Source organism: Prevotella sp. PTAC (genome assembly GCF_013166535.1).
In the GTDB taxonomy this organism is placed as follows: domain Bacteria; phylum Bacteroidota; class Bacteroidia; order Bacteroidales; family Bacteroidaceae; genus Prevotella.
This window is the reverse complement of the sequence record NZ_JABKKK010000001.1, coordinates 320,125-341,569: the sequence shown is the minus strand read 5'-3', so window position 1 is coordinate 341,569 and position 21,445 is coordinate 320,125. Positions and strand designations below refer to the sequence as shown.

The window sequence follows — 21,445 nt, the reverse complement described above, 5'->3', positions numbered from 1 at the left end:
GAATATGAACAGAAAACTATTACTCATGGCAGTGGCGGTCACCGTAACGACAGCCGTACACGCACAGTATGTAACGTACAACCATGATTCGCCGAAACAGAATCAGGTAACGGTCATGGAAACCGGTACGGGCGCACTCTCGCCCGACCTCTATTATTCCGTGCTGCACAACAAATACAAGAAGTCGGCGGCGGCCAAAAACAAGCTCTCGTTCCGCACACTTGCCGGTATCAATCTCTACAACCAGGTGGACGAAGCGGAAGCCATTGATTCGGCTTTGGTCAAGCGGGCGAAGGTCGAGGCGTTGAACGTTGCCGACCGGCAGGTGGACATCGCGTGGCTTGCCGAGGGCGATAAGGTCAGCAGACAGATGGAACGGTTCCGGCGCAACATCGACCGTATTCTCCTGTCCGGCGGTACTCCGGCCGACAAGGAACGGTGGACGGAATACTACCACGTCTATCAGTGCGCCATCAACGCCACGAAAGACGCCTATATGCCAAACGCCCAGCGAAAGAAGGAGTATCTGCGCATCTACGAGGATGTGGCACGGCAGAACGAGATTTTAGTGAGCTACCTCGCCAAGCGTCAGAACGCAACGGCAACAAGCACACTGCTGAACGCAACGGACAACCGTACCCTGCATAAGGGCGGCATTGTCCGCAATGCCATGAGCCGGTGGCAGGAATCACGCCTTGCGGTGTGTGGCTCGCAATCGGGCGGCAACGGAAACGGCGAAGATGACAACGAGAGTGTAAACAGAGGGAAATAAAAAGACAGGGCTATGGCAAACGGAGATATACTTTCGGATTTCGGCATCAACCTGTTGGAGGAGGAAATAGATGATGTCATCTTTCAGACCAACGAGTTTCTGACGGACGCGACTTTTACCGGTGCGCAGGGTCCTTTTTGGTGGATATTGCAGATGTGCATGGCACTCGCGGCACTGTTCTCCATCGTCATGGCGGCAGGTATCGCCTACAAGATGATGGTAAAGCACGAGCCGTTGGACGTTATGAAGCTGTTTAGGCCGCTTGCCGTGTCGATTATCATCTGCTGGTGGTATCCGCCTGCGGACACGGGTATGGCGGGGAGCCGGAACAACTGGTGTTTTCTGGACTTTCTGTCCTACATCCCGAATTGCATCGGGTCGTACACCCATGACTTGTACGAAGCTGAAGCTTCACAGATATCGGACAGGTTCGAGGAAGTTCAACAGCTCATCCATGTGCGTGACACGATGTACACGAACCTGCAGGCGCAGGCGGATGTCGCCCACACGGGCACATCCGATCCCAATCTGATAGAGGCGACAATGGAGCAGACCGGCGTGGACGAAGTGACGAGCATGGAAAAGGATGCGGCGAAGTTGTGGTTCACGTCTTTGACGGCAGGAGTCATCGTGGGGATAGACAAAATCATCATGTTGATTGCCCTCGTGGTGTTCCGAATCGGTTGGTGGGCAACGATTTACTGCCAACAAATCCTGTTGGGAATGCTGACGATTTTCGGACCGATACAGTGGGCGTTCAGCATCCTGCCGAAATGGGAAGGTGCTTGGGCGAAGTGGCTGACACGCTATCTGACGGTGCATTTCTACGGGGCGATGCTCTACTTCGTGGGCTTCTATGTGCTGCTGCTCTTTGACATTGTATTGTGCATCCAAATCGAGAACCTGACGGCGATAACCGCCAGCGAGCAGACGATGGCTGCCTACCTGCAAAACTCGTTCTTCTCGGCAGGCTACCTGATGGCGGCTTCGATTGTAGCCCTCAAGTGCCTGAACCTTGTTCCGGACTTGGCGGCATGGATGATACCGGAGGGCGACACGGCATTCTCTACCCGAAACTTCGGCGAGGGCGTGGCACAGCAGGCGAAGATGACGGCAACCGGAGGGTTGGGCGGCATCATGAGATAATCCGCAAAAGATAATATAAACCCAATAAAAATCATAATAACATGAAATTGCAAGAGAAAATCAAAAGTTGGTGCAAGGATGAGAAATTCATGTCCTTTGCGCAGGAACGAGCGAGAAAAGAGGTTTGCGAGGTGGCGGAAAACCACCGCATCGACCCGCAGTATGAAGAACTGGACGAAGCCTTCGAGTACGACGACCGGTACATCGCCCCCTTGGTGACGTACCTGACGTACAAGCTGCGTCTTGCCCTGCTGCAGCGGAACGCAGGTAAGCGCAAAAGAGGAATCTGGTGGGTGCTTGTCCACGTGGAGATGCAGGGCTATTACGTGGAGATATTCTCGGCGGAGTTCGAGAATCTTTTGACGGAACTTCTGGATGCGGTCATACCCATGCTGCACACGGAATATGTACAGATGTTGAACGGTAAAAGGGAATAACCGATGGTCATCAAGAATTTGGAAAACAAAATAAGACTGGTGGGCATCATCTGTACCGCTTTTCTCGTGGGATGTGTCATCATCAGCTTGTCAAGTATCTGGACAGCCCGGACGATGGTCTCGGATGCGCAGAAGAAGGTGTATGTGCTGGACGGCAACGTGCCTATCCTCGTGAACCGCACGACAATAGACGAAACGCTTGACGTGGAAGCCAAAAGCCATGTGGAAATGTTCCACCATTATTTTTTCACGTTACCGCCGGATGACAAATACATCCGCTATACGATGGAAAAAGCGATGTATCTGGTGGATGAGACGGGGTTGGCACAATACAACACGCTCAAGGAAAAGGGTTTCTACTCCAACATTTTGGGTACGAGTTCGGTGTTCTCCATCTATTGCGACAGCGTGGCTTTCAACAAGGAGAAGATGGAGTTCACTTACTACGGACGGCAACGCATTGAGCGGCGGAGCAACATCCTCATGCGGGAACTGGTCACGGCGGGGCAACTCAAGCGTGTGCCCCGAACAGAAAACAACCCGCACGGATTGCTTATCGTGAACTGGCGAACCCTGCTGAACAAGGACATCGAACAGAAAACGAAGATCAACTACTAAACAATGGAGTTTATGAATATCAAGGGATTCAGGCGGATGCTCTTCGGTGAAAAGATGCCGGACAAGAACGATCCGAAATACAAAGACCGTTACGAGCGGGAGGTGTCCGCCGGACGAAAGTTCGCCCAAGCGACACGCATTGACAAGGCTGCCGCCAAGGTGCAGGGATTCGCCAACGCACACCGGATACTTTTTCTGGTCATCGTCTTTGGTTTCGCTATCGGAGGGTTCACTTGGAACATCTATCGCATTACAATGGCATACCGCAACAGCCGGCCGACACGCACGGCGACGGAAATGCAGGATTCGGTGCTACGGGAAAGACACAAGAGGCTGCAAGGGGGTGAAATAAGGGAAAATCGGAACGAGAACAAGAAATATGAACCGCAATAAAGGAGTGCTTATGAATACACGATTTGAAAAATCAGTCCGCTCGTCGGACGAATGGTACACCCCGAAGGAGGTGTTGAAAGCGTTAGGCAGGTTCGACCTTGACCCTTGCGCCCCTGTCCGTCCGTTGTGGCCGACCGCCGAAGTCATGTATGACCGGAACATGGACGGATTGTCCCTGAAATGGGAAGGGCGTGTATGGCTCAATCCTCCGTACTCGCGTCCCCTTATCGAACAGTTTGTCCGAAAGCTGGCGGAACACGGCAACGGCATCGCGCTGTTGTTCAACCGTTGCGATTCCAAAATGTTTCAGGACGTCATTTTCGAGAAAGCGACGGGCATGAAATTCCTGCGCCACCGCATCCGGTTTTACCGCCCGGACGGAACACGCGGCGATTCTCCCGGTTGCGGCAGCATCCTGATCGCATTCGGAGTGGAAAACGCAGAAGTGCTGAAAAACTGCAGCATTGAAGGCAAGTATGTACAACTCAATTAAAAGATGTATGATGAAGATATTTGATAAAATCAATTTCAGGGAGCCGAAGTATATGCTTCCGGCTGTCCTGTATATCCCGCTTCTGGTTGCATCGTACTTCATCTTCGACCTGTTTCATACCGAAACGGCGGAGATTCCGGACAAGACGCTGCAGACAACGGAGTTTTTGAACCCCGATTTGCCGGATGCCCGGCTTAAAGGCGGTGACGGCATAGGCAGCAAGTACGAGAACATGGCCAAATCATGGGGTAAGATACAGGATTACTCCGCAGTGGATAACATAGAACGAGATGAACCCGATGACAACAAGGAAGAATATGAATCGCAATACACGGTGGACGACATCGCCTTGCTCGATGAGCAACAGCAGGAAAAGGCTGCGGCAGCGCAAATTGCCGATGCCAAGACACGCGAGCAAGAAGCTCTCGCGGAACTGGAGAAAGCCCTTGCCGAAGCAAGGTTGAGAGGACGCAATGAGGTATTACCAGCGACCGATACGGACAGTACCGCATCGGCGCAACCCCCGACGGCAACCATAGAGGTCAAGGGAAAAATAGAGGAAGAGAGCCGTTCGGTAAAAGCGCCGTCAGAGAACGAACCGCCCAGCGAAGTGGTACGCAAGGTAAAGACGGCTTCGGATTACTTCAATACGCTTGCGGTCAATGCCCGTGAACCGAAACTGATAAAGGCCATTATCGACGAGGACATCAAGGCGGTGGACGGCTCGCGTGTGCGGTTGCGTCTGCTCGACGACGTGGAGATCAACGAGTGCGTGGTCAAACGAGGGTCGTATCTGTATGCCACCATGAGCGGCTTCTCGTCGGGGCGTGTGAAGGGGAACATCACCAGCATTCTCATCGAGGACGAACTGGTGAAGGTCAGCCTGTCCCTTTACGACACGGACGGCATGGAAGGACTTTATGTACCGAACAGCCAGTTCCGGGAAACGAGCAAGGATGTGGCAAGCGGTGCGGTGTCGGGGAATCTGAACATGAATACCGGCAGTTACGGCAACAGTCTCTCGCAATGGGGAATGCAAGCCGCTACGAATGCCTATCAGAAAACGAGCAATGCCATCGGCAAAGCTATCAAAAAAAATAAGGTAAAGCTGAAATACGGCACTTTCGTCTATCTGGTGAACGGACGTGAGAAACAGTAAAAACGGAAGCCATGATAGAGATTGACAACATATATAATATGGACTGTATCGAGGGTATGAAGCTCATGGCGAACGGCAGTGTCGATGCCGTGATAGCGGATTTGCCTTACGGCGTGTTGAACCGTAGCAACAAGGCGGCACACTGGGACAGGCAGATACCGCTCGAAGCGTTGTGGAAACAGTACCGCAGGATCACCAAGCCGGGAAGCCCCGTTATCCTCTTTGCGCAGGGCATTTTCTCGGCGCAACTCATGCTCTCGCAACCCCGGATGTGGCGGTATAACCTCGTGTGGCGGAAAGACCGGGTAACGGGTCACCTGAATGCCAACCGGATGCCGCTACGCCAGCATGAGGACATCATCGTGTTCTACGACCGTCAGCCGGTATATCATCCTCAAATGACGCCGTGTCCACTGGAACGGAGGAATCATGGACGCCGCAAGACGGACGGTTTCACGAACCGCTGTTACGGTGAAATGAAACTGGCTCCGGTGCGTGTTGCCGAAGACAAGTACCCGACCTCTGTCATTTCCATACCCAAGGAACACAAGACAGGAGCATTCTATCATCCGACACAGAAGCCGGTAGCCTTGATAGAGTACCTGATACGTACCTATACCAACGAGGGCAATGTGGTGCTGGACAACTGCATCGGTTCGGGTACGACCGCCATTGCCGCCATCCGTACGGGGCGGCATTACATCGGATTCGAGATTGAACCGACGTATTGCGAAATTGCAGGACGACGGATTCGGGAGGAACTGGAACGTGGTCATGGATTAAAGAAAGCGAAATAAGGGAAATAAAGAAATAAACAATATCAACAGAAACGATATGAACAAGAAAATAATTGTAACTGCATTTCTTCTGGCGGCAGGACTTTTTGCCACACGTAACGCACAGGCTCAGCGTACATACGAAGAGATGGAACGGCTGACTGTCAATGAACAGGTAACGACCGTCATCACAGCCACGGAACCGGTCCGCTTCGTGGATATTTCCACAGACAAGGTGGCGGGCGACCAACCCATTGAGAACATCATCCGGTTGAAGCCCAAAGAGACGGGACACGAGGACGGTGAAGTGCTGGCCATCGTCACCATCGTAACGGAACGCTATCGCACGCAGTATGCACTCATCTACACCACGCGGATAAGCGAGGCGGTGGCAGACAAGGAAATTCAGCTACAGGAACGGGATGCCTACAACAATCCTACGGTCTCGATGTCCACAGCCGACATGGTGCGTTTTGCAAGACGGGTGTGGAACTCGCCCGCGAAAATCCGCAACGTGGCGACCAAGGCGCACCGAATGGAAATGCGCCTAAACAATATTTACTCGGTGGGCGACTATTTCTTCATCGACTTTTCCATCGAGAACAAAACGAACATCCGTTTCGACATTGACGAGATACGGGTGAAACTGTCGGACAAGAAACTTTCGAAGGCAACCAACGCGCAGACCATCGAACTGACGCCTGCCCTGGTATTGGAACACGGCAAGACGTTCAAGCACGGCTACCGGAACGTGATTGTCGTGAAAAAGATGACCTTTCCGAACGACAAGCTGCTGACCATCGAAATGACGGAACAACAAATCAGCGGGCGCAATATCAGCCTGAACATTGACTACGAGGATGTGCTGTCGGCCGATTCATTTAACACCGCTTTATTGGAGGAGGAATGACGATGAAAAAGACGATAATACTGATGCTTGCCTGCATGTGCGTCTTCATGAATGCAAGTGCGCAGCGCAACAGCGGCCGCCTCTCGCTTGGCGTGGGGTTGCTGTATGAGAACGGCATGGACGTAACGCTTGCTTACGAGCATGAAATGAACTACCGCCATGCGTGGGAGTTCTTTGCCAACGGCTACCTGAAATGGGCGGAATGCGGCTCGTGCGGCCATGTCTGCCCGGAATCCTTCTGGCGCAACTATCGCACTTACGGTTTCGGTGTGGCGTACAAACCTTGTGTGGTGCGTGGACGCAACCATTACGGCAACTTGCGTATCGGAGCTTCGGCAGGAAGCGACACGAACAAGTTTCTTGCCGGAATCCATGTGGGTTACGAACACAATTATGTGCTGCGGTCGGGATGCACACTGTTCTGGCAGGTAAAGAGTGACATGATGATAAAAGGGGCGGATTTGCTGCGGACAGGTATCGTGCTGGGGGTGAAACTGCCGATAAAATAAAGGAAAAACAAAAAACGAAAATAACATGATACGAAAGATTCAATGGTTTGCAATGGCAGTGACGGCGGTATTGTGCGCTGCCTGTGACGCCCATATCGACGTACCTGATACGGCGGTACGTCCGGGACATATTCTCTGCGAGGACGGTACGGCTTTATCCTACGTACAGTATGAACAGTCGGGAAAACGGGCAATAGCGGTTGTCTTCGATACCGAACACCGTGAAGGTACGGAAGGGAACGGCTATGCGGTTTACCTGTGGGACATTGCTCCGGCAGCTTTTGCCGACAGCCTCGGTGTCGCACAAGGGACGTCGGCCGACATCGAGGCTTTGGACGGGAACATGAACACCTTTGCACTGTACGACACACGGGAGACGGCTTCGCCTATGGCGGAAGCGGTCTTTGACCTGTGGCGGTACGGACAGAGTGCCTATATCCCGTCGGTGGCACAGATGCGGCTGCTGTATGCCGTCCGGGAAACCGTCAATCCTGTCATCGAACGGTGTGGCGGCCATCCGCTGCCGTTGGATGAAAACGACTGCTGGTACTGGACATCGACGGAGGTAACCGGACAGGAAACGGCGAAAGCGTGGCTTTACTCGACAGGAAGCGGTGCGATGCAGGAGACCCCGAAGACACAGGCGCACAAGGTGCGGCCGATTATCACACTGAACAGGTAGGAACGAAAAGAGGGAAAGGACAAAGACAATGGAAGAAAGCAAGGAACTACAAGGATTTTACAAGATATTCCGTGCAGTCATCTATATCTCCGTGCTGATGGAGTTCTTCGAGTATGCCATAGACCCTGCCATGCTCGACCACTGGGGCGGCATATTGATTGATATACACGGGCGCATCAAGCGATGGATGATCTATAACGACGGCAACCTCGTGTATAGTAAGATAGCGACCTTCCTACTCATCTGCATCACTTGTATCGGCACACGCAACAAAAAACACTTGGAGTTTGACGCACGCAGGCAAGTGTTATATCCACTTATCTGCGGATTGTTCTTGATTGTGTTCTCCGTGTGGCTGTACCATCATACGATGGAAACGAGGCTCTACACCTTGCCGCTGAACATCATCTTCTATATGGCGGCTACGCTGGTCGGTGTGATATTGGTGCATATCGCATTGGATAACATCTCGAAGTTCATCAAGGAGGGACTGGGTAAAGACCGGTTTAACTTCGAGAATGAAAGTTTCGAGCAGAGCGAAGAGAAGGTTGAGAACCAGTATAGCGTGAATATACCGATGCGGTACTATTACAAAGGTAAATTTCGCAAGGGATGGGTGTCGATAAGCAACTGTTTCAGAGGAACATGGGTGGTTGGAACTCCAGGTAGCGGTAAGACGTTCAGTATCATAGAACCGTTCATCCGCCAACATAGTGCCAAGGGCTTTGCGATGGTGGTCTATGACTACAAATTTCCGACACTTGCCACTAAACTTTACTATCATTACAAGAAAAACCAGAAGCTCGGCAAAGTGCCAAAAGGATGCAAGTTCAACATCATCAACTTCGTGGATGTGGAGTACAGCAAACGGGTGAACCCCATTCAGGCAAAGTACATCAATAATCTTGCGGCGGCGAGCGAAACGGCGGAAACCCTGTTGGAATCCCTGCAGAAAGGCAAGAAAGAGGGAGGCGGAGGCAGTGACCAGTTCTTTCAGACTTCTGCCGTGAACTTTCTTGCCGCCTGTATCTACTTTTTCGTGAACTACGAGCGGGAACCCTACGATGCAAACGGAAAGAAACTGTATGCGGAGAAACGGCAAGATCCGCAGACGAAGTTCTGGAAGCCGACGGGTGTCGTTCGTGACCGTGAGGGTGGCAGCATCGTGGAACCTGCCTATTGGCTTGGAAAATACTCGGATATGCCGCATATCCTTTCATTTCTCAATGAGAGCTACCAGACTATTTTTGAGGTACTTGAGACGGACAACGAGGTCGCGCCGTTGCTCGGCCCGTTCCAGACGGCCTTCAAAAACAAGGCGATGGAACAGTTGGAAGGTATGATAGGTACGCTGCGTGTCTATACCAGCCGTTTGGCTACAAAGGAATCTTACTGGATATTCCACAAGGATGGGGACGATTTCGACCTGAAAGTTAGTGACCCCAAGTCACCCAGTTATCTGCTGATAGCCAACGATCCGGAAATGGAAAGTATCATCGGAGCGTTGAACGCTCTGATATTGAACCGTCTCGTTACCCGTGTGAACACCGGGCAGGGGAAAAATATTCCGGTCAGCATCATCGTGGATGAGCTACCGACACTGTATTTCCACAAGATAGACCGACTGATAGGTACGGCGAGAAGCAACAAGGTAAGCGTAACGCTGGGTTTTCAGGAGTTGCCGCAGTTGGAGGCTGACTACGGAAAAGTGGGAATGCAAAAAATCATCACGACAGTGGGCAACGTGGTAAGCGGTTCAGCTCGCGCAAAAGAGACACTGGAATGGTTGTCGAATGACATTTTCGGCAAGGTGGTACAGGTCAAAAAGGGCGTGACGATCGACCGGGACAAAACGAGTATCAATCTCAATGAGAACATGGACAGTCTTGTACCCGCCTCGAAAATTTCGGATATGGCGACGGGATGGATTTGCGGACAGACGGCACGTGATTTCGTGAAGACGAAAACCGGTACGGGAGGCTCGATGAACATTCAGGAGTCGGAAGAGTTCAAGACTACAAAGTTCTTCTGCAAGACGGATTTCGATATGAGGGAGATAAAAGCGGAGGAAGCGGCCTATGTACCGCTACCGAAGTTCTACACTTTCAAGTCGAGGGAGGAACGGGAACGCATCTTGTATAAAAATTTCATACAAGTCGGACAGGATGTAAAAGACATGATAGCGGATGTACTGAACAAGCGTGGGGCGAAATAAGTCAAAATCCCTGCAATAACCACGAAATTATTGCAGGGATTTTTATATTCAATTTCAGTTACCCAAAATCTTGTGGGCATAAAGCCGGTTTTACGGACGTAAATGAATTATCTGATAGTTTCCGATTTGGAATCGTTTTCCGACAGCAGATTTTGTAATTTGTCGATGTCCGGTAGAGTCTTGCGCAAATTTTCCGGCATTTCTTGGGCTGTGCGGTATGTCGCCACGCCCATAGGCTTATCATAGTCGCGCACCATGATTTCGACAAACTGGCGGTTGGCATCCTGACATAGGACAATACCGATTGAAGGGTTCTCGTGCGGTTTCTTGTCGGTCATATCATATACAGTCAGATAACCGCTAAGCTGTCCGAGATAATTCGGGCGGAACTTGCCCCGTTTCAATTCCACGATTACGCTGGCATTCAGTTCTCTGTTGAAGAATACAAGGTCAGCAAACATTTCTTCTCCGGCAACTATCAGGCGATGCTGACTGTCGATAAAAGTGAAGTCGTTTCCAAAACGGAGAATGAACTGCTTGATATTGGTTACGATTTGGTTTTCGATGACCTTTTCGTTCCAGTCCTGTTCGCGTTCTCCCACATTCTCCAGATTAACCATTTCGAGCATATACTCATCCTTGAACGCCAATGTCGCTTTTACGGCATAAATGGCTTCGGGCAGCACTTGAAGGAAGTTGCTCGGCAAAGATCCGCGATTTGAATAGATGTCTTCTTTCAAGTAATTTTTGAGAGAGGATAGCGACCACGCATTTTGAGCGGCACAATGGATATAGAACAATCGTTCTGCGATGTCTTTTGAACGAGTCAGGATTTCAATATGATGTGAAAAGCTAATCTTGACAAAATCGTCCCAGGTAAATTCGGTATTGACCGGTTGCCCGATAAGTTGCAGCAGTAGATGCTCGTCAATATCCAATTCGCCCAACGCTGTTGGATGAATTAAAGCCGTACCCTTTTCCGACGAATGGTTTTCCAATTCGCCCAACACTGTTGGACGAATTAAAAACGTCCTCCATTCCTCATAGAATGAGCGCATCCGTTTCAACCCCGATTCAGAAAAGCCGTGCAGACCGGGCAACTCCCGTTGAAGGAGCTTTGATATGGTAGGCAATGCTTTAGTACCCCAACAGCCGATGCGGGAATTTTCAGACACGAATTTCCCCACTCCAAAATACAACGAGAGAGTTTCTTTGTTGACCGCAGCCGCACTTCTATACCGGCAGCGTTCGATGGCATGTTTGATTATCTCTACTGCCTCTGCATATTGTGTATAATCCGATGGGATAACTTGTTGTTCCATATACATACGTTTTTGTGCCGCAAAGGTACGAAAAATACGGGATATACAGGGCAGAATGCCAACATATTATAGTGCCGTGTGGGTCTTATTCGGTATTTTTAGCGTTCCGGTTTCCTGCACTCGCTTTGCTGCCAATCTACTCACTTAGATGTTCATGTGTCTGGGGCGTGCCGAGAAAGCCGGTAGCGGTGTGGATAAGATTGTGAGCGGTTGGCAGTCTTTGGGTTGGCCGCTTCCTACTGTAGCCGAGGAAACACGTCCGGACTATGTTGTGCTGACCTTGCAGTTAGGGATGAAAACCCGACAAGAAAACCCGACAAGAAAACCTCGCAAGCAGGATTTGAGAAAAGAGCAAATCTTGGAGTTCTGTGTTGAGCCGCAATCCCTATCTGATATTTTGCAACATTTAGGATTGAAAGATAGGGAAAATCTTATGGAGGTCTATATCAATCCGATGATTGGTGCAGGGGTATTGGAAATGACGGAGCCGGACAATCCCACAAGCCGTAACCAGATGTATGTAACGGTAAAAGTGGAACAAGAATTTCAAAAGTAAGTTTATAATAGGATATTGCGGCTTGGACGCATCCAACCTCATACAAATAACACTGCCCGCGTGAAAATGGGGGCAGTGTTATTTATATGGTAGTTCGCTTATTTAAGCTCGTGTACCGCTTAAAAGTTCGGCAAGTTGCCGGTCGCAGAATTTATCGTATTCCTCCTTGTCTGTACCGCTTTCGATAGCCCGGTCGATAACATCGCCCAGTTCGTCGAAGCAGACTTCTTCATTGACACACTTTGCATTGCTATCATCTTCTTTCAGTAGATAGACCTCGTAGTAATCAGAGCCGTTGAGAGCGATAACGACATATCCGGCGTGTAACCGTCCGTTTACTTTCAGCCGCAGTGCCGGTAATTCTTGGAATACCGTAGCGACAAATTCGCTGACTCCCCACGACATAAAGACGGGTATGGGGGTAAATGACAGTAATTGTTCTTTGATGGTCTGTGCGATGTGCATTACATACTCTTTATCCATAACTTTGATTTTTAATATGATTATTGATTTATGTTAGTTGAACCATTCGGGGTTATCCTCTTTTAATTCCGTGATGAGTTCGCCGTCCGGTAATTTGAGGGTCTTCGTATCGGCGAAAAAGAAAACCTCGTCATATATTTGTTCGGCTTCCTTACTTGCAAAGCCTTCGTTCTCGTCCTCGAAACTGCCCGGATGAAGTGCATCGAGCAGAGCGGTAGAACCGATAATGAGTTCTTCACCTTCGTTGGATTTCACGATACGGCAGATGTAGGTATTGCCGTCAAATTGTAATTCTTTCGTTTTCATACATCTGTTATCTTAATGGGATGTGTTTTCCGTGAGCCTTGAGGTATTCCATGATGCACTTCGCTTCCTCGTGCGATGCACGGTTGCGGTCGTCGTAGTTGCGTGTCTCGTCTGCCATGACCACGATACACTCCTTTACCAACCTGTAAAGGCTTTGCTGCAGCGTGGGGTGCATTTCGGGGATAGCGGCTGCAAACCGTTTGGGATTGAAGCCGTAATCGTTCACTGCTCTTTCCCAGTCTTTGGCGAGTTGGTACTCCTTGCTTTCCTTGATGTTGTCCATAATCTTAAATTTTAATGATTTGTTTTTATTTTCCCTTCGTTCGATTCCTTTCTGTCGGAACCGCTTTGGGATTTTATGGATGCGGTACACGGCTGTCGGTACAGCTTCATACGGAAGGCTTTTCCTGCCAATTACTCTTTCAGGGAAAGGAAGAATTTGCAGGAAATACATTTCAAGCCGCCGGATCAAGCGCGACGGCCGACCTTTGCATCTGATAAAACCAAACCGGGGCTGACAGGGAATGAAGCCGGGGAAACGCTATAAAAGGGAAGTTGAAAATGGTAAAAAAGAAATGGAACGGAAGCTATGAATGGAGAACGGGCGGGTGGTGACGGGTTCGTCAGAAAGTTAAAAGAGGTATTTGGGGCTTCTTTATCCGAGGGCATACAAAAATAAATAGAGGGCGGATTTCTCCGTCCCCCTATCCGTTATGATAACATTTGTCAAGCAGCTATTTCTTCCGTTTGCGGTTCGGTCTGTGTCTCCGCTTCGGGTTGCGGTTCTTCGGGCTGTTCCGCTTCCTCCTGTTTGGCTTGTTCCTGCACGAGCAAAACGGCTTTCTTTTCCTCAATACGATGGTGTCGCTTCTCGTAAATCTCGTTATATCCGTTTTGGATGTCTGCCAATCGGTCGGGCATATGTTTTTTGGCAAAATCAAGCAAAAGGGTGGCGATGGCGTTGCTACCAAATGCGTCCTTGAAGTTGGCTATCAAGAAGTCCCTGCGGATAACGGCTTTCTGCTTGGCGGTAAGGTTCTCGATGATGCGCATTTTGTCCTCGTTCGTAAGGTAGTAATAGGAGCCTTTATCCTCAATGCCTACCGCCTCGAAATGTTCTTTTCGGAGTGAGGACAGCATGAAGAAATAAATCATCTTATCCTCGTCCGCACCAAATTTGGTTTCCGTCATATCAACTTCCAGAATCTGCTTTTTGGTGTCTTCTACGGTCTTTTCAAGGGCAATCTCCTTGTTGCGCTTGTCCTGCTTCTCCAATTTCTCAATCGGGGAAACAACCGTTTCTTGGGTCTCTCCTGCCTCCGTTTGCATTTCGGTATTTTCTACATAACATAGCGATACATCGTTGCGCTCAATCGTCACATACAACGTGATTTCTCCTGCTTCGCCCCTGCGGTTCACTTCCTCGCATTCTTCGTTATAATCCGACAGCTCTTTTTCATACTCTTTATATGCTTCCGCATATTCCTCGGTATTTTCGTAATCCTCTACTTGGGGAGCTTCGGGTTCTTCGGGATAGTCGTTAGGACGCATTGATAGGTTTTCGACCTCAAAACCCGATGCGACAAGGCATTCAACTACTTTTTCATTGCTACCGTAAGATCCTCGGCAAAGTAAAGCGAGAGGTCGCTGTCCCATGATTTGTACGGCTTTCTCCATAAGATATGACGTTTGCATTTCATCAAGGCAGGAACGGTTGGCACAATTACCGCAACCTCCCTCGCAGAATAACATCATGTTATTGGTGTTGTGGGGACACGAAAGGCATAGGGTCTTGTCAAACGAATAACGATTGAGGTCAGTCGTATAGCTTCGTTCGATGTTTTTTGCTACCTCGGAGGCTTTCATTCCTCGCCAACTATTAAACGTCAAACCCTCTCTCAAATGCTTGTCGTAGATGTCGTGCTGTATATCTTCCCCATAACGGCAGATTTCCGTTGCCACACTGATTGTAAGCTCGTCCTGCTCCAACAACAAGGCGATTTCAGGTATTAAGGACACGAATTTGAGGCGTGTACGAATATATGCCTCGGTCTTGCCGAACTGCACGGTCAAGGATTGCACATCGTGGCGACCGCTGTCTATGAGCTTTTGATAAGCATTTGCTTCCTCAATGGGTGTAACATCCTTGCGTTGCAGGTTCTCGGTAATCGCCATTTCCTCGGCTGTCTCGTCTGAAATTTCCATGACGATAGCCGGAATTTCCGTCAATTCAGCCATGAGGGAGGCTCGGTATCTCCGTTCTCCAAATACAATCTCGAAGCGGTTGTCCTCAATGGGGCGCACTCCGATAGGCTGAAGCACTCCCTGCCGACGGATGCTCTCGGCAAGCTCCGCAAGGCTTGTCTCGTCAAAATTCTTACGAGGGTTGTAATTGCTCGGCTGAATGTCTGCCAATGCTACCGATGTGATGTTCTTCTCTACTGCTTGAACTGCTGTTGTTGCCATAATCATAAAATTTAATTGTCATTGAATTGATTTTCTTTTTTATCCCTCTTTTCGGTTCTTTTTTCTGCCTGAACCGCTTGGGATTTACAGATGCTTCAAGGGACTGACGAACAAGCTATTTTCAACGCTTTTTCCGGAAAATTACTCTTTCACGGAAAGGAAGAATTTTACGAGAAATGCACTTCAAAGCGGTGAAATCAAGCGCGGCAGTCCAAATTTGCGTCTGGAAAACCAACCGGCGATGGCAGGAATGAAGCCGGACGAGCGATAAGAGGAATCGATAGAATGGGGAAATGCAGCCTTGCAATAGAACAAGAGAACTGCAGGGGATATAAACGGGAAAACCGCTACCTTGTGGACGTGAGCCATAAGATAGCGGTATGGTATAAAAGTCGATTGGGAGGATTGCCGCCCCGGTTATTTCTCGTGCTTCTCCAGATATTCTTTCATCGCCTCGTTCACAATATTCCTGAGCGACATATTCTTCTCGATAGCGAGGTATTTCATCCGGATATGAATACTCTTGTCGATAACAAAATTGCAATGCACGGCAGGCTCTTTTCCCGTTTTGACCGGTGCAGGCTCTTTCTTTTGCGTGGACTTCCCGGTAGATGACAGCAAGCCGTCCAGTCCGCTTCTCATGCCGCTTTTCAATGAATCACTTTTGCCCATATCGTTTTTACTTTAATTTCAACACTTCCTTTGCCAACTCCATGTAGTCCTTTGCCCCGTTGCTGTTCTTGTTATACTCAAAGATATTCATGCCTTTTATCGGAGCTTCGGCCAATGATACATTGTCCCGGATGACGGTCTTGAATACCTTGTCGCAGAACGATTCGCTGATTAGTTCCGCCACACTTTTGTTGAGCGTCTTGCGCTTGTCAAACTGGGTGATGACAATGCCGCCGATATTTAGGTTTGGGTTCAAACGTTCCTTGACAATCCCGACCACATTTGTAATCTTTGCCATTCCGCGCATGGCGAGGAACTGCGCCTGTACCGGGATAATCAGGAAATCCGCCGATGTGAGGGCGTTGAGCGTCAGCAAACCCAGCGAGGGCGGACAGTCAATCAGGATATAGTCGAATTTACGGGTTTCAAGCAATTTTGCAATCAGCCCTTTTAGTATTAATTCCCGCCCCGGCTCGTTGATAAGCTCGGATTCTGTCGCCGACAAATCGAGGCAGGACGGTACAACGGAAAGACCGTTTTCCAACTCGAATACCGGTAAGGTATATTCGCCTTTCATCGCTCCGTACACCGTCCGTTCCTCTTCGATGGAGAGACCGCAGGATTCCGTGAGGTTTGCCTGACCGTCCATGTCGATGAGCAGTACACGCTTTTTCTTCTGCTGCAATGCGGCAGCAAGATTGATGGTGGTAGTTGTCTTTCCGACACCGCCCTTGTGGTTCAAAACTGCGATTATTTTTGTCATAATTTCGTGTCTTTATATCTGATACAAAGATAATACTATTTTTAGTATTTACTATTATTAGTGCATACTATTTTACTACTTTTGTATATTTTAGTATTATAGTATCTACTACTATACTAAAATACTGATTGACTAAATGTAGTGCATTCTATCATTTCTGATGGGATATTTCCTAATATCCTACTTTACTAACCTTAGTATATACTACATTTAGTATCGGTTGTATAACAGTAAAATAAGCTCCTTTTGGAATTAGTCTTATAAATCATCATGCGCATTAGATAAATTCTGTCTCAAGTGCTTCCAACAAGTCGTGTATTTGTTTTTCCGCTTCCTCCATATCCGATACAATGTCCTTGATGTGGTAAGGTGCGCCATTTTTACCGTGCCCATCATTTCCAATCCATAGATAGGCTTCGTAATCCGGGTCAAAACCCTCGAAATATTGTTCCATGTCAGCAATGAGGGTATCAATGTCCTCGCATTTCATTTCGGCACTGAAATTAAAATCCTGCCCATAGTTGGTATAGCGTTGGAAGTCGAACTGAATATTTGATTTATTTTTGTCATCCACACTTATGCTCCAGCCTTTGCTTTGGGATATTTCCGTTACTTTTTGTATCTTTTCTTGAGCGGTCATAGTTTTGAGTTTATAGTGGGGAGATTTCACACCTTCCCAACGATTGCTTTAATCCGTTATTTGAAAGTAATACTCCTGCTGCTCGTCTGGCCATTCGGCGGTCATTCCGTCTGCTTCTTTCCAAAGGCGGTCATAGAGCGTGGCTTTCTGGTTGTCCCGCTCGTGCCATTGCCAAATTTTGTGATTAAGCACAAGGCACAGCTCTGTCCAGTGCTTGTAGTTATCTTTCCATTCTGCCTTAACCCTTCTGTATGTGTCAGCTATGGCTTCATTCCCGAACTTGTCTGCTATAGAGAAGTCCTGCCAAAAGGTTGTCATCGGGTCATAGCCAGTAATTTCCGCTATATTCCACTTGGGAATTACGATTTTCAATATTTCCATACTTATTATTGTTTTTGTAATACTCATGAATCAAGATTCTTATTTCCCTTTGTTCGGTCTGTTTGCGACCGCCGGGAAGATTTTTCTGCTTTCAGAAGGTGGCAAGAGACAATTGGGCAAGGCTGATCCGAAAAAATACGCTCGACAGACGGAGAGGAAGATTTTTACGTGTCACTCGCGGCGGCACGCCGGCCTTGGCAAGATTGGAGCGGCCGGTTACCTTTGCGGAAAATTCTTTCCCGTAGGTCGCACGGCAGCGGACTTGGGTTTAATGGAAATCTTTTAGAAAAGGAAAGACTATGGATAAAAGGGCAATGCGGTCAGCCGGGACGGACTTCCCGATGGACGGTCTTGGAACTGCGGAGGGCAGGATTCATCCCGCCCCCTGTAATGCCAAGTCTGTCCGTGTCCGTCCTTTTGCAAAAGGGGCTTCACGCACTTTATGTAACGTGTCACACAAATGCGTGAAGCGGCTTATGGCAAACTGACCGCAGGATATAAGGCTATAAGAGGAAGAAAGGATTTTTATAAAAGGCCGTCAGTTGATCGGAACAACAAACCGTACCGAGACTTTGCCCGATACGGTCTGTCCTTACCCTGCATATAACTCAGTCTATGTCATAGCCTATCATGTATTCATCGTTGATAAGCAGATAATAGTAGCCGTTGCCGCAATTCCGGAACTCTTTGCTGAATCCAGCCGCCATATCGCCGTTTTCGCGTGGTTCGCACCATAACGTACCGTCATAGCCGCAAAAGTCGAAGCGTCCGGTGGAAAACTTTTCGCCTTGCTTCAGTGCCGTTCTGAAACGAGCCATATCCCAACTGCCGCAATACTTCTCGATGGTGGCAAGTCCGATACACTTGCCGTCGATGCGTGTGCCGGTCGTGATGCGGTTCTCGTAGAGGGATTTATCCAAATCGGCATTAGCGATTTTGCGAAGCCAATCATTCGTATGCGTGGCAAGTCGGGCAAGTTTCTGGTATTTCAAGACCTGTTTCTTTTCTATGTCCGCTGCATCTTCGGGAGAGGATGACGGATAGTATATCTTCTCAATGCTTACCCAATCCGTGAAGATGTACCCGCTTTTTCGTTTTCTTGGCGCAATAATGCCGATGACGTTTTCATTGCGGTTGATGAATAATCGCCTACGTTGTCCTTCAATCCTTACATATAAAGAGGTGGGATTCTGCTCGTTTCGGAGATAGGCTTCTGCCGGATGAATAGTTGTTGTTTCCATATTTGTATAAATTTTGATTTTTACTGTTCCTATTTTGGTTTACCTGTTCAAAGTTCCGGGATTGTGCCGTTCTTATATAGAACACCGTCCCGATAATGGGACACGATGCCCGGCTTAAGTCCCATTTCCTCAAAGGCTATATGCCTGATATAGTCCTTGTATTCTTTGCCAATGAAATTCTTTCCACAAAGGTTGTTGAAAATCATAGGGACGGAAAAACCGTCTTCGCTCGACAATATCACTTTGTCGTCTTGTCTAATTTCTTCTACCATACTTGTTTACTTTTAATTGGTTGAACTATCATGCTGATTTTTATTTTTCCCTGCTTTCGTTTGCCGTGCAGGTTTGTTTTCAGCTTTTTGAGGCAGCCAGAGGATGAAGTTGTGGCATCATAAGCCAAACCCGGATAGAAAACCGACCGTGCAACAGTCTGTTTTCGTCATCCGAATGCAATGCGGCTTGGCGATTATGCGCTTCGTCCTACATTCGCCGACGAAAAGAGTAAAGAATGACCTGCCGGTAAAAGCAAGGATTTCGTAAAAAAGAAGAGTCGTATATGATAAAAAAAACGGCTTGGGATGTGAGAAAATACCCTGAAAAATTTGCGGCGCATCGTATTTTATGTAATTTTGCAGTTGTATTTCAAAATTGCATAAACAGTATGGAGGCAAAATATATCCACAGGGAGCTATCCGCCGTGATAGAAGAGGCTTACCGCTATTTTTCGGTCATCACGATAACAGGACCTCGCCAGTCCGGAAAGACGACGCTGCTCCGCAACTTGTTCTCACACCTGCCGTATTACTCGTTGGAAAACCTCGATGTACGGAGTTTCGCCGAAAACGACCCGGTCGCTTTTCTGAACCAGCACACGGAGGGCATGATTCTCGACGAGGTACACAACGCCCCGAACCTGCTGTCGTATATTCAGGGTATGGTGGACGATGATGCCGACCGGCGGTTTATCCTTTCGGGCAGTTCGCAGTTTGCCATGCTGAAAAAGGTTACGCAGTCGTTGGCAGGACGTACCGCTGTTTTCGAGTTGCTCCCCCTGTCATACTCCGAAATACGGGAACAGGCTGCTGATACACCACTTGACAACCTGCTGTTTAACGGGTTTTACCCTGCCATTTATTCGGGTCGTAACATACCCAAATTTCTCTATCCGGCGTACATGAAAACATATTTGGACAAAGACGTGCGGGATCTGCTGCAAATTAAGGACATGATGCAGTTCCATACGTTTATCCGGCTTTGCGCCGGACGTATCGGTTCGCTGTTCAAAGCCTCTGAATTGGCCAACGAAATCGGTGTCAGTTCACATACCGTTACGGCATGGCTGTCCGTCTTACAGGCATCCTATATTGTCTTCCTGCTACCTCCCTATTTCGAGAACACACGCAAACGGCTGACTAAAACTCCCAAGCTCTATTTTACGGATACAGGGCTTGCCTGTCACCTGCTCGGCATCGAATCGCCGGAACAGCTCGCACGGGACAAGATGCGTGGGGCGTTGTTCGAGAACTTCATCGTAACGGAAGCCTTGAAGCGGCGGTATAACCAAGGCAAGGAAAGCAACCTCTATTTTTACAGGGATTCGAACCAGAACGAGGTCGATTTGCTGTTGAAAAAACATTCGGGGCTATACGGTATTGAAATCAAGTCGGCGATGACCTACCATGCGGACTTCGAGAAGGCGTTGAAACAGATGGACGGCTGGGTCAAAGAAACCATACTGGGTAAGGCGGTGGCCTATGCGGGTGCACTCGAAAATACTGCCGGAGAAATCAAACTTCTGAATTACAGTCACCTGGACGAGGTGTTGGCTTAACAGCCCTATAACAGTCCAGCTAATGCCGACACACACTCCTGCTGCATGGATTTGATGTAATCGAAGAGAACCGAGGGATTGATATTCTTGCCATTTAGCTTACAGGTGATATGCAGATGCTCGCCTGTACTTCGTCCGGTCGAGCCGGTAATACCGACGGCATCGCGGGGACGGACTACCGTACCCTTGGCGGTCAGCACCCGTGAAAGGTGGCAATAGCTGACGGTGTAATTTCCGTGCCGCAGGGTCACATACTTGCCGGACGTCTTGTCCTGTCCCACTTTGACGACTACCCCCTCCATCATGGCCAATACCTGCTCGCCTCGTGCGTGCAGGTCGATACCACCGTGAAACTTCCTCTTCCCGGTAAACGGGTCTTTCCGGTAGCCGTATGGCGATGTAATTCTGATGCGCTGCAATGGATAAGACACGCTGAGATAACGGTCAATCCACAACTTCTTACTTTCATCGGCAGGTTTTGTTGAAGCCTCCTGTGCAGGAGCCATGCTTTCGGGTGTCGGCTCCTGCTTTTTCATACCCTCCTGCAAGGCTTCTACCTTGTATCTTTCTGGTGTCTTGGCAATCGTGTTGAACTGCGCCTGAACGGGCATCGTGCAGAATGAAATACCCGATATTGCTATCAGTAAAATTTTTCTCATTCGGCAAAGTTATAA

General features: G+C 48.8%; 26 protein-coding genes. 14 read left to right on the top strand and 12 right to left on the bottom strand.

Annotation, left to right across the window (positions count from 1 at the left end):
- Positions 1-4: 4 nt before the first annotated feature.
- Genes HPS53_RS01545 through HPS53_RS01490 form a run of 12 tightly spaced genes read left to right on the top strand, consistent with a single transcriptional unit; the run spans position 5 to position 10,110 of the window.
- Positions 5-772 carry a DUF5045 domain-containing protein gene (locus HPS53_RS01545; protein WP_107031732.1) on the top strand — a complete coding sequence of 256 codons (768 nt, stop codon included), beginning with the start codon at positions 5-7 and terminating at the stop codon, positions 770-772.
- Between the two features lie 12 nt (positions 773-784).
- Entirely contained in the window at positions 785-1,918 is a 1,134-nt protein-coding gene (locus tag HPS53_RS01540; protein WP_008645383.1) for a membrane protein, read from the top strand.
- Between the two features lie 41 nt (positions 1,919-1,959).
- The gene (locus HPS53_RS01535; protein WP_107031731.1) at positions 1,960-2,355 is read left to right on the top strand and encodes a hypothetical protein; all 396 of its coding nucleotides are present in this window, start codon (positions 1,960-1,962) and stop codon (positions 2,353-2,355) included.
- Between the two features lie 3 nt (positions 2,356-2,358).
- Complete coding sequence (gene traK / locus HPS53_RS01530) at positions 2,359-2,973, top strand: conjugative transposon protein TraK (RefSeq protein ID WP_107031730.1); 615 nt, start codon at positions 2,359-2,361, stop codon at positions 2,971-2,973.
- Positions 2,974-2,985: 12 nt separating this feature from the next.
- Positions 2,986-3,366, top strand: coding sequence for a hypothetical protein (locus HPS53_RS01525; protein ID WP_004301338.1), 381 nt, complete (start codon positions 2,986-2,988; stop codon positions 3,364-3,366).
- A gap of 10 nt (positions 3,367-3,376) precedes the next feature.
- Entirely contained in the window at positions 3,377-3,859 is a 483-nt protein-coding gene (locus HPS53_RS01520) for a DNA N-6-adenine-methyltransferase (protein WP_008669741.1), read from the top strand.
- 7 nt (positions 3,860-3,866) lie between these two features.
- Positions 3,867-5,018 carry a conjugative transposon protein TraM gene (gene traM / locus HPS53_RS01515; protein ID WP_005680011.1) on the top strand — a complete coding sequence of 384 codons (1,152 nt, stop codon included), beginning with the start codon at positions 3,867-3,869 and terminating at the stop codon, positions 5,016-5,018.
- Positions 5,019-5,029: 11 nt separating this feature from the next.
- A complete protein-coding gene (locus HPS53_RS01510; RefSeq protein ID WP_107031729.1) occupies positions 5,030-5,815 on the top strand; it encodes a site-specific DNA-methyltransferase in 786 nt (261 codons plus the stop codon).
- A gap of 37 nt (positions 5,816-5,852) precedes the next feature.
- Positions 5,853-6,704, top strand: coding sequence for a conjugative transposon protein TraN (gene traN, locus HPS53_RS01505; RefSeq protein ID WP_107031728.1), 852 nt, complete (start codon positions 5,853-5,855; stop codon positions 6,702-6,704).
- A complete protein-coding gene (locus HPS53_RS01500; RefSeq protein WP_107031727.1) occupies positions 6,701-7,213 on the top strand; it encodes a hypothetical protein in 513 nt (170 codons plus the stop codon). The genes traN and HPS53_RS01500 overlap by 4 nt, the downstream gene beginning before the upstream one ends.
- 25 nt (positions 7,214-7,238) lie before the next feature.
- Positions 7,239-7,895: a hypothetical protein gene (locus HPS53_RS01495; protein ID WP_004320488.1), complete on the top strand. Its 657-nt coding sequence runs from the start codon at positions 7,239-7,241 to the stop codon at positions 7,893-7,895.
- Positions 7,896-7,923: 28 nt separating this feature from the next.
- On the top strand, positions 7,924-10,110 hold the full coding sequence (locus HPS53_RS01490; protein WP_107031726.1) for a type IV secretory system conjugative DNA transfer family protein: 2,187 nt from the start codon (positions 7,924-7,926) through the stop codon (positions 10,108-10,110).
- 107 nt (positions 10,111-10,217) lie between these two features.
- Here the strand turns inward: HPS53_RS01490 and HPS53_RS01485 are convergent, their stop codons facing one another.
- Complete coding sequence (locus HPS53_RS01485) at positions 10,218-11,432, bottom strand: PDDEXK nuclease domain-containing protein (protein WP_107031779.1); 1,215 nt, start codon at positions 11,430-11,432, stop codon at positions 10,218-10,220.
- A 148-nt stretch (positions 11,433-11,580) separates the two neighbouring features.
- Between HPS53_RS01485 and HPS53_RS12485 the strand changes: the two genes are divergently transcribed.
- Positions 11,581-11,988, top strand: coding sequence for a Fic family protein (locus HPS53_RS12485; RefSeq protein ID WP_244964576.1), 408 nt, complete (start codon positions 11,581-11,583; stop codon positions 11,986-11,988).
- Between the two features lie 102 nt (positions 11,989-12,090).
- On the opposite strand, the gene HPS53_RS01475 is transcribed toward HPS53_RS12485, so the two are convergent.
- The 10 genes from HPS53_RS01475 to HPS53_RS01425 all read right to left on the bottom strand — a co-directional run bounded on the left by HPS53_RS01475 (position 12,091) and on the right by HPS53_RS01425 (position 19,212).
- Complete coding sequence (locus HPS53_RS01475; RefSeq protein ID WP_004320499.1) at positions 12,091-12,471, bottom strand: hypothetical protein; 381 nt, start codon at positions 12,469-12,471, stop codon at positions 12,091-12,093.
- A gap of 33 nt (positions 12,472-12,504) precedes the next feature.
- Positions 12,505-12,777 carry a hypothetical protein gene (locus HPS53_RS01470; protein ID WP_107031725.1) on the bottom strand — a complete coding sequence of 91 codons (273 nt, stop codon included), beginning with the start codon at positions 12,775-12,777 and terminating at the stop codon, positions 12,505-12,507.
- A gap of 7 nt (positions 12,778-12,784) precedes the next feature.
- Complete coding sequence (locus tag HPS53_RS01465; RefSeq protein WP_005944231.1) at positions 12,785-13,060, bottom strand: hypothetical protein; 276 nt, start codon at positions 13,058-13,060, stop codon at positions 12,785-12,787.
- Positions 13,061-13,503: 443 nt separating this feature from the next.
- Positions 13,504-15,243, bottom strand: coding sequence for a ParB/RepB/Spo0J family partition protein (locus HPS53_RS01460; RefSeq protein ID WP_162496190.1), 1,740 nt, complete (start codon positions 15,241-15,243; stop codon positions 13,504-13,506).
- A gap of 417 nt (positions 15,244-15,660) precedes the next feature.
- Positions 15,661-15,915, bottom strand: a complete 255-nt coding sequence (locus tag HPS53_RS01455) for a plasmid partition protein ParG (RefSeq protein ID WP_107031723.1) — start codon at positions 15,913-15,915, stop codon at positions 15,661-15,663.
- A 7-nt stretch (positions 15,916-15,922) separates the two neighbouring features.
- Positions 15,923-16,678 carry a ParA family protein gene (locus tag HPS53_RS01450; RefSeq protein ID WP_004320508.1) on the bottom strand — a complete coding sequence of 252 codons (756 nt, stop codon included), beginning with the start codon at positions 16,676-16,678 and terminating at the stop codon, positions 15,923-15,925.
- 277 nt (positions 16,679-16,955) lie between these two features.
- Positions 16,956-17,318: a hypothetical protein gene (locus tag HPS53_RS01445; protein ID WP_004320510.1), complete on the bottom strand. Its 363-nt coding sequence runs from the start codon at positions 17,316-17,318 to the stop codon at positions 16,956-16,958.
- A 48-nt stretch (positions 17,319-17,366) separates the two neighbouring features.
- Positions 17,367-17,699, bottom strand: coding sequence for a hypothetical protein (locus HPS53_RS01440; RefSeq protein WP_107031778.1), 333 nt, complete (start codon positions 17,697-17,699; stop codon positions 17,367-17,369).
- 608 nt (positions 17,700-18,307) lie between these two features.
- Entirely contained in the window at positions 18,308-18,940 is a 633-nt protein-coding gene (locus tag HPS53_RS01430) for a hypothetical protein (protein ID WP_107031722.1), read from the bottom strand.
- Between the two features lie 47 nt (positions 18,941-18,987).
- Positions 18,988-19,212 (bottom strand): hypothetical protein, encoded by a 225-nt coding sequence (locus HPS53_RS01425; protein ID WP_004320520.1) that lies wholly within the window; start codon positions 19,210-19,212, stop codon positions 18,988-18,990.
- Between the two features lie 284 nt (positions 19,213-19,496).
- Here HPS53_RS01425 and HPS53_RS01420 point away from each other — a divergent pair, with 284 nt between their 5' ends.
- Positions 19,497-20,771, top strand: coding sequence for an ATP-binding protein (locus HPS53_RS01420; RefSeq protein WP_107031721.1), 1,275 nt, complete (start codon positions 19,497-19,499; stop codon positions 20,769-20,771).
- 5 nt (positions 20,772-20,776) lie between these two features.
- On the opposite strand, the gene HPS53_RS01415 is transcribed toward HPS53_RS01420, so the two are convergent.
- Entirely contained in the window at positions 20,777-21,430 is a 654-nt protein-coding gene (locus HPS53_RS01415; protein WP_107031720.1) for a M23 family metallopeptidase, read from the bottom strand.
- Positions 21,431-21,445: the final 15 nt, after the last annotated feature.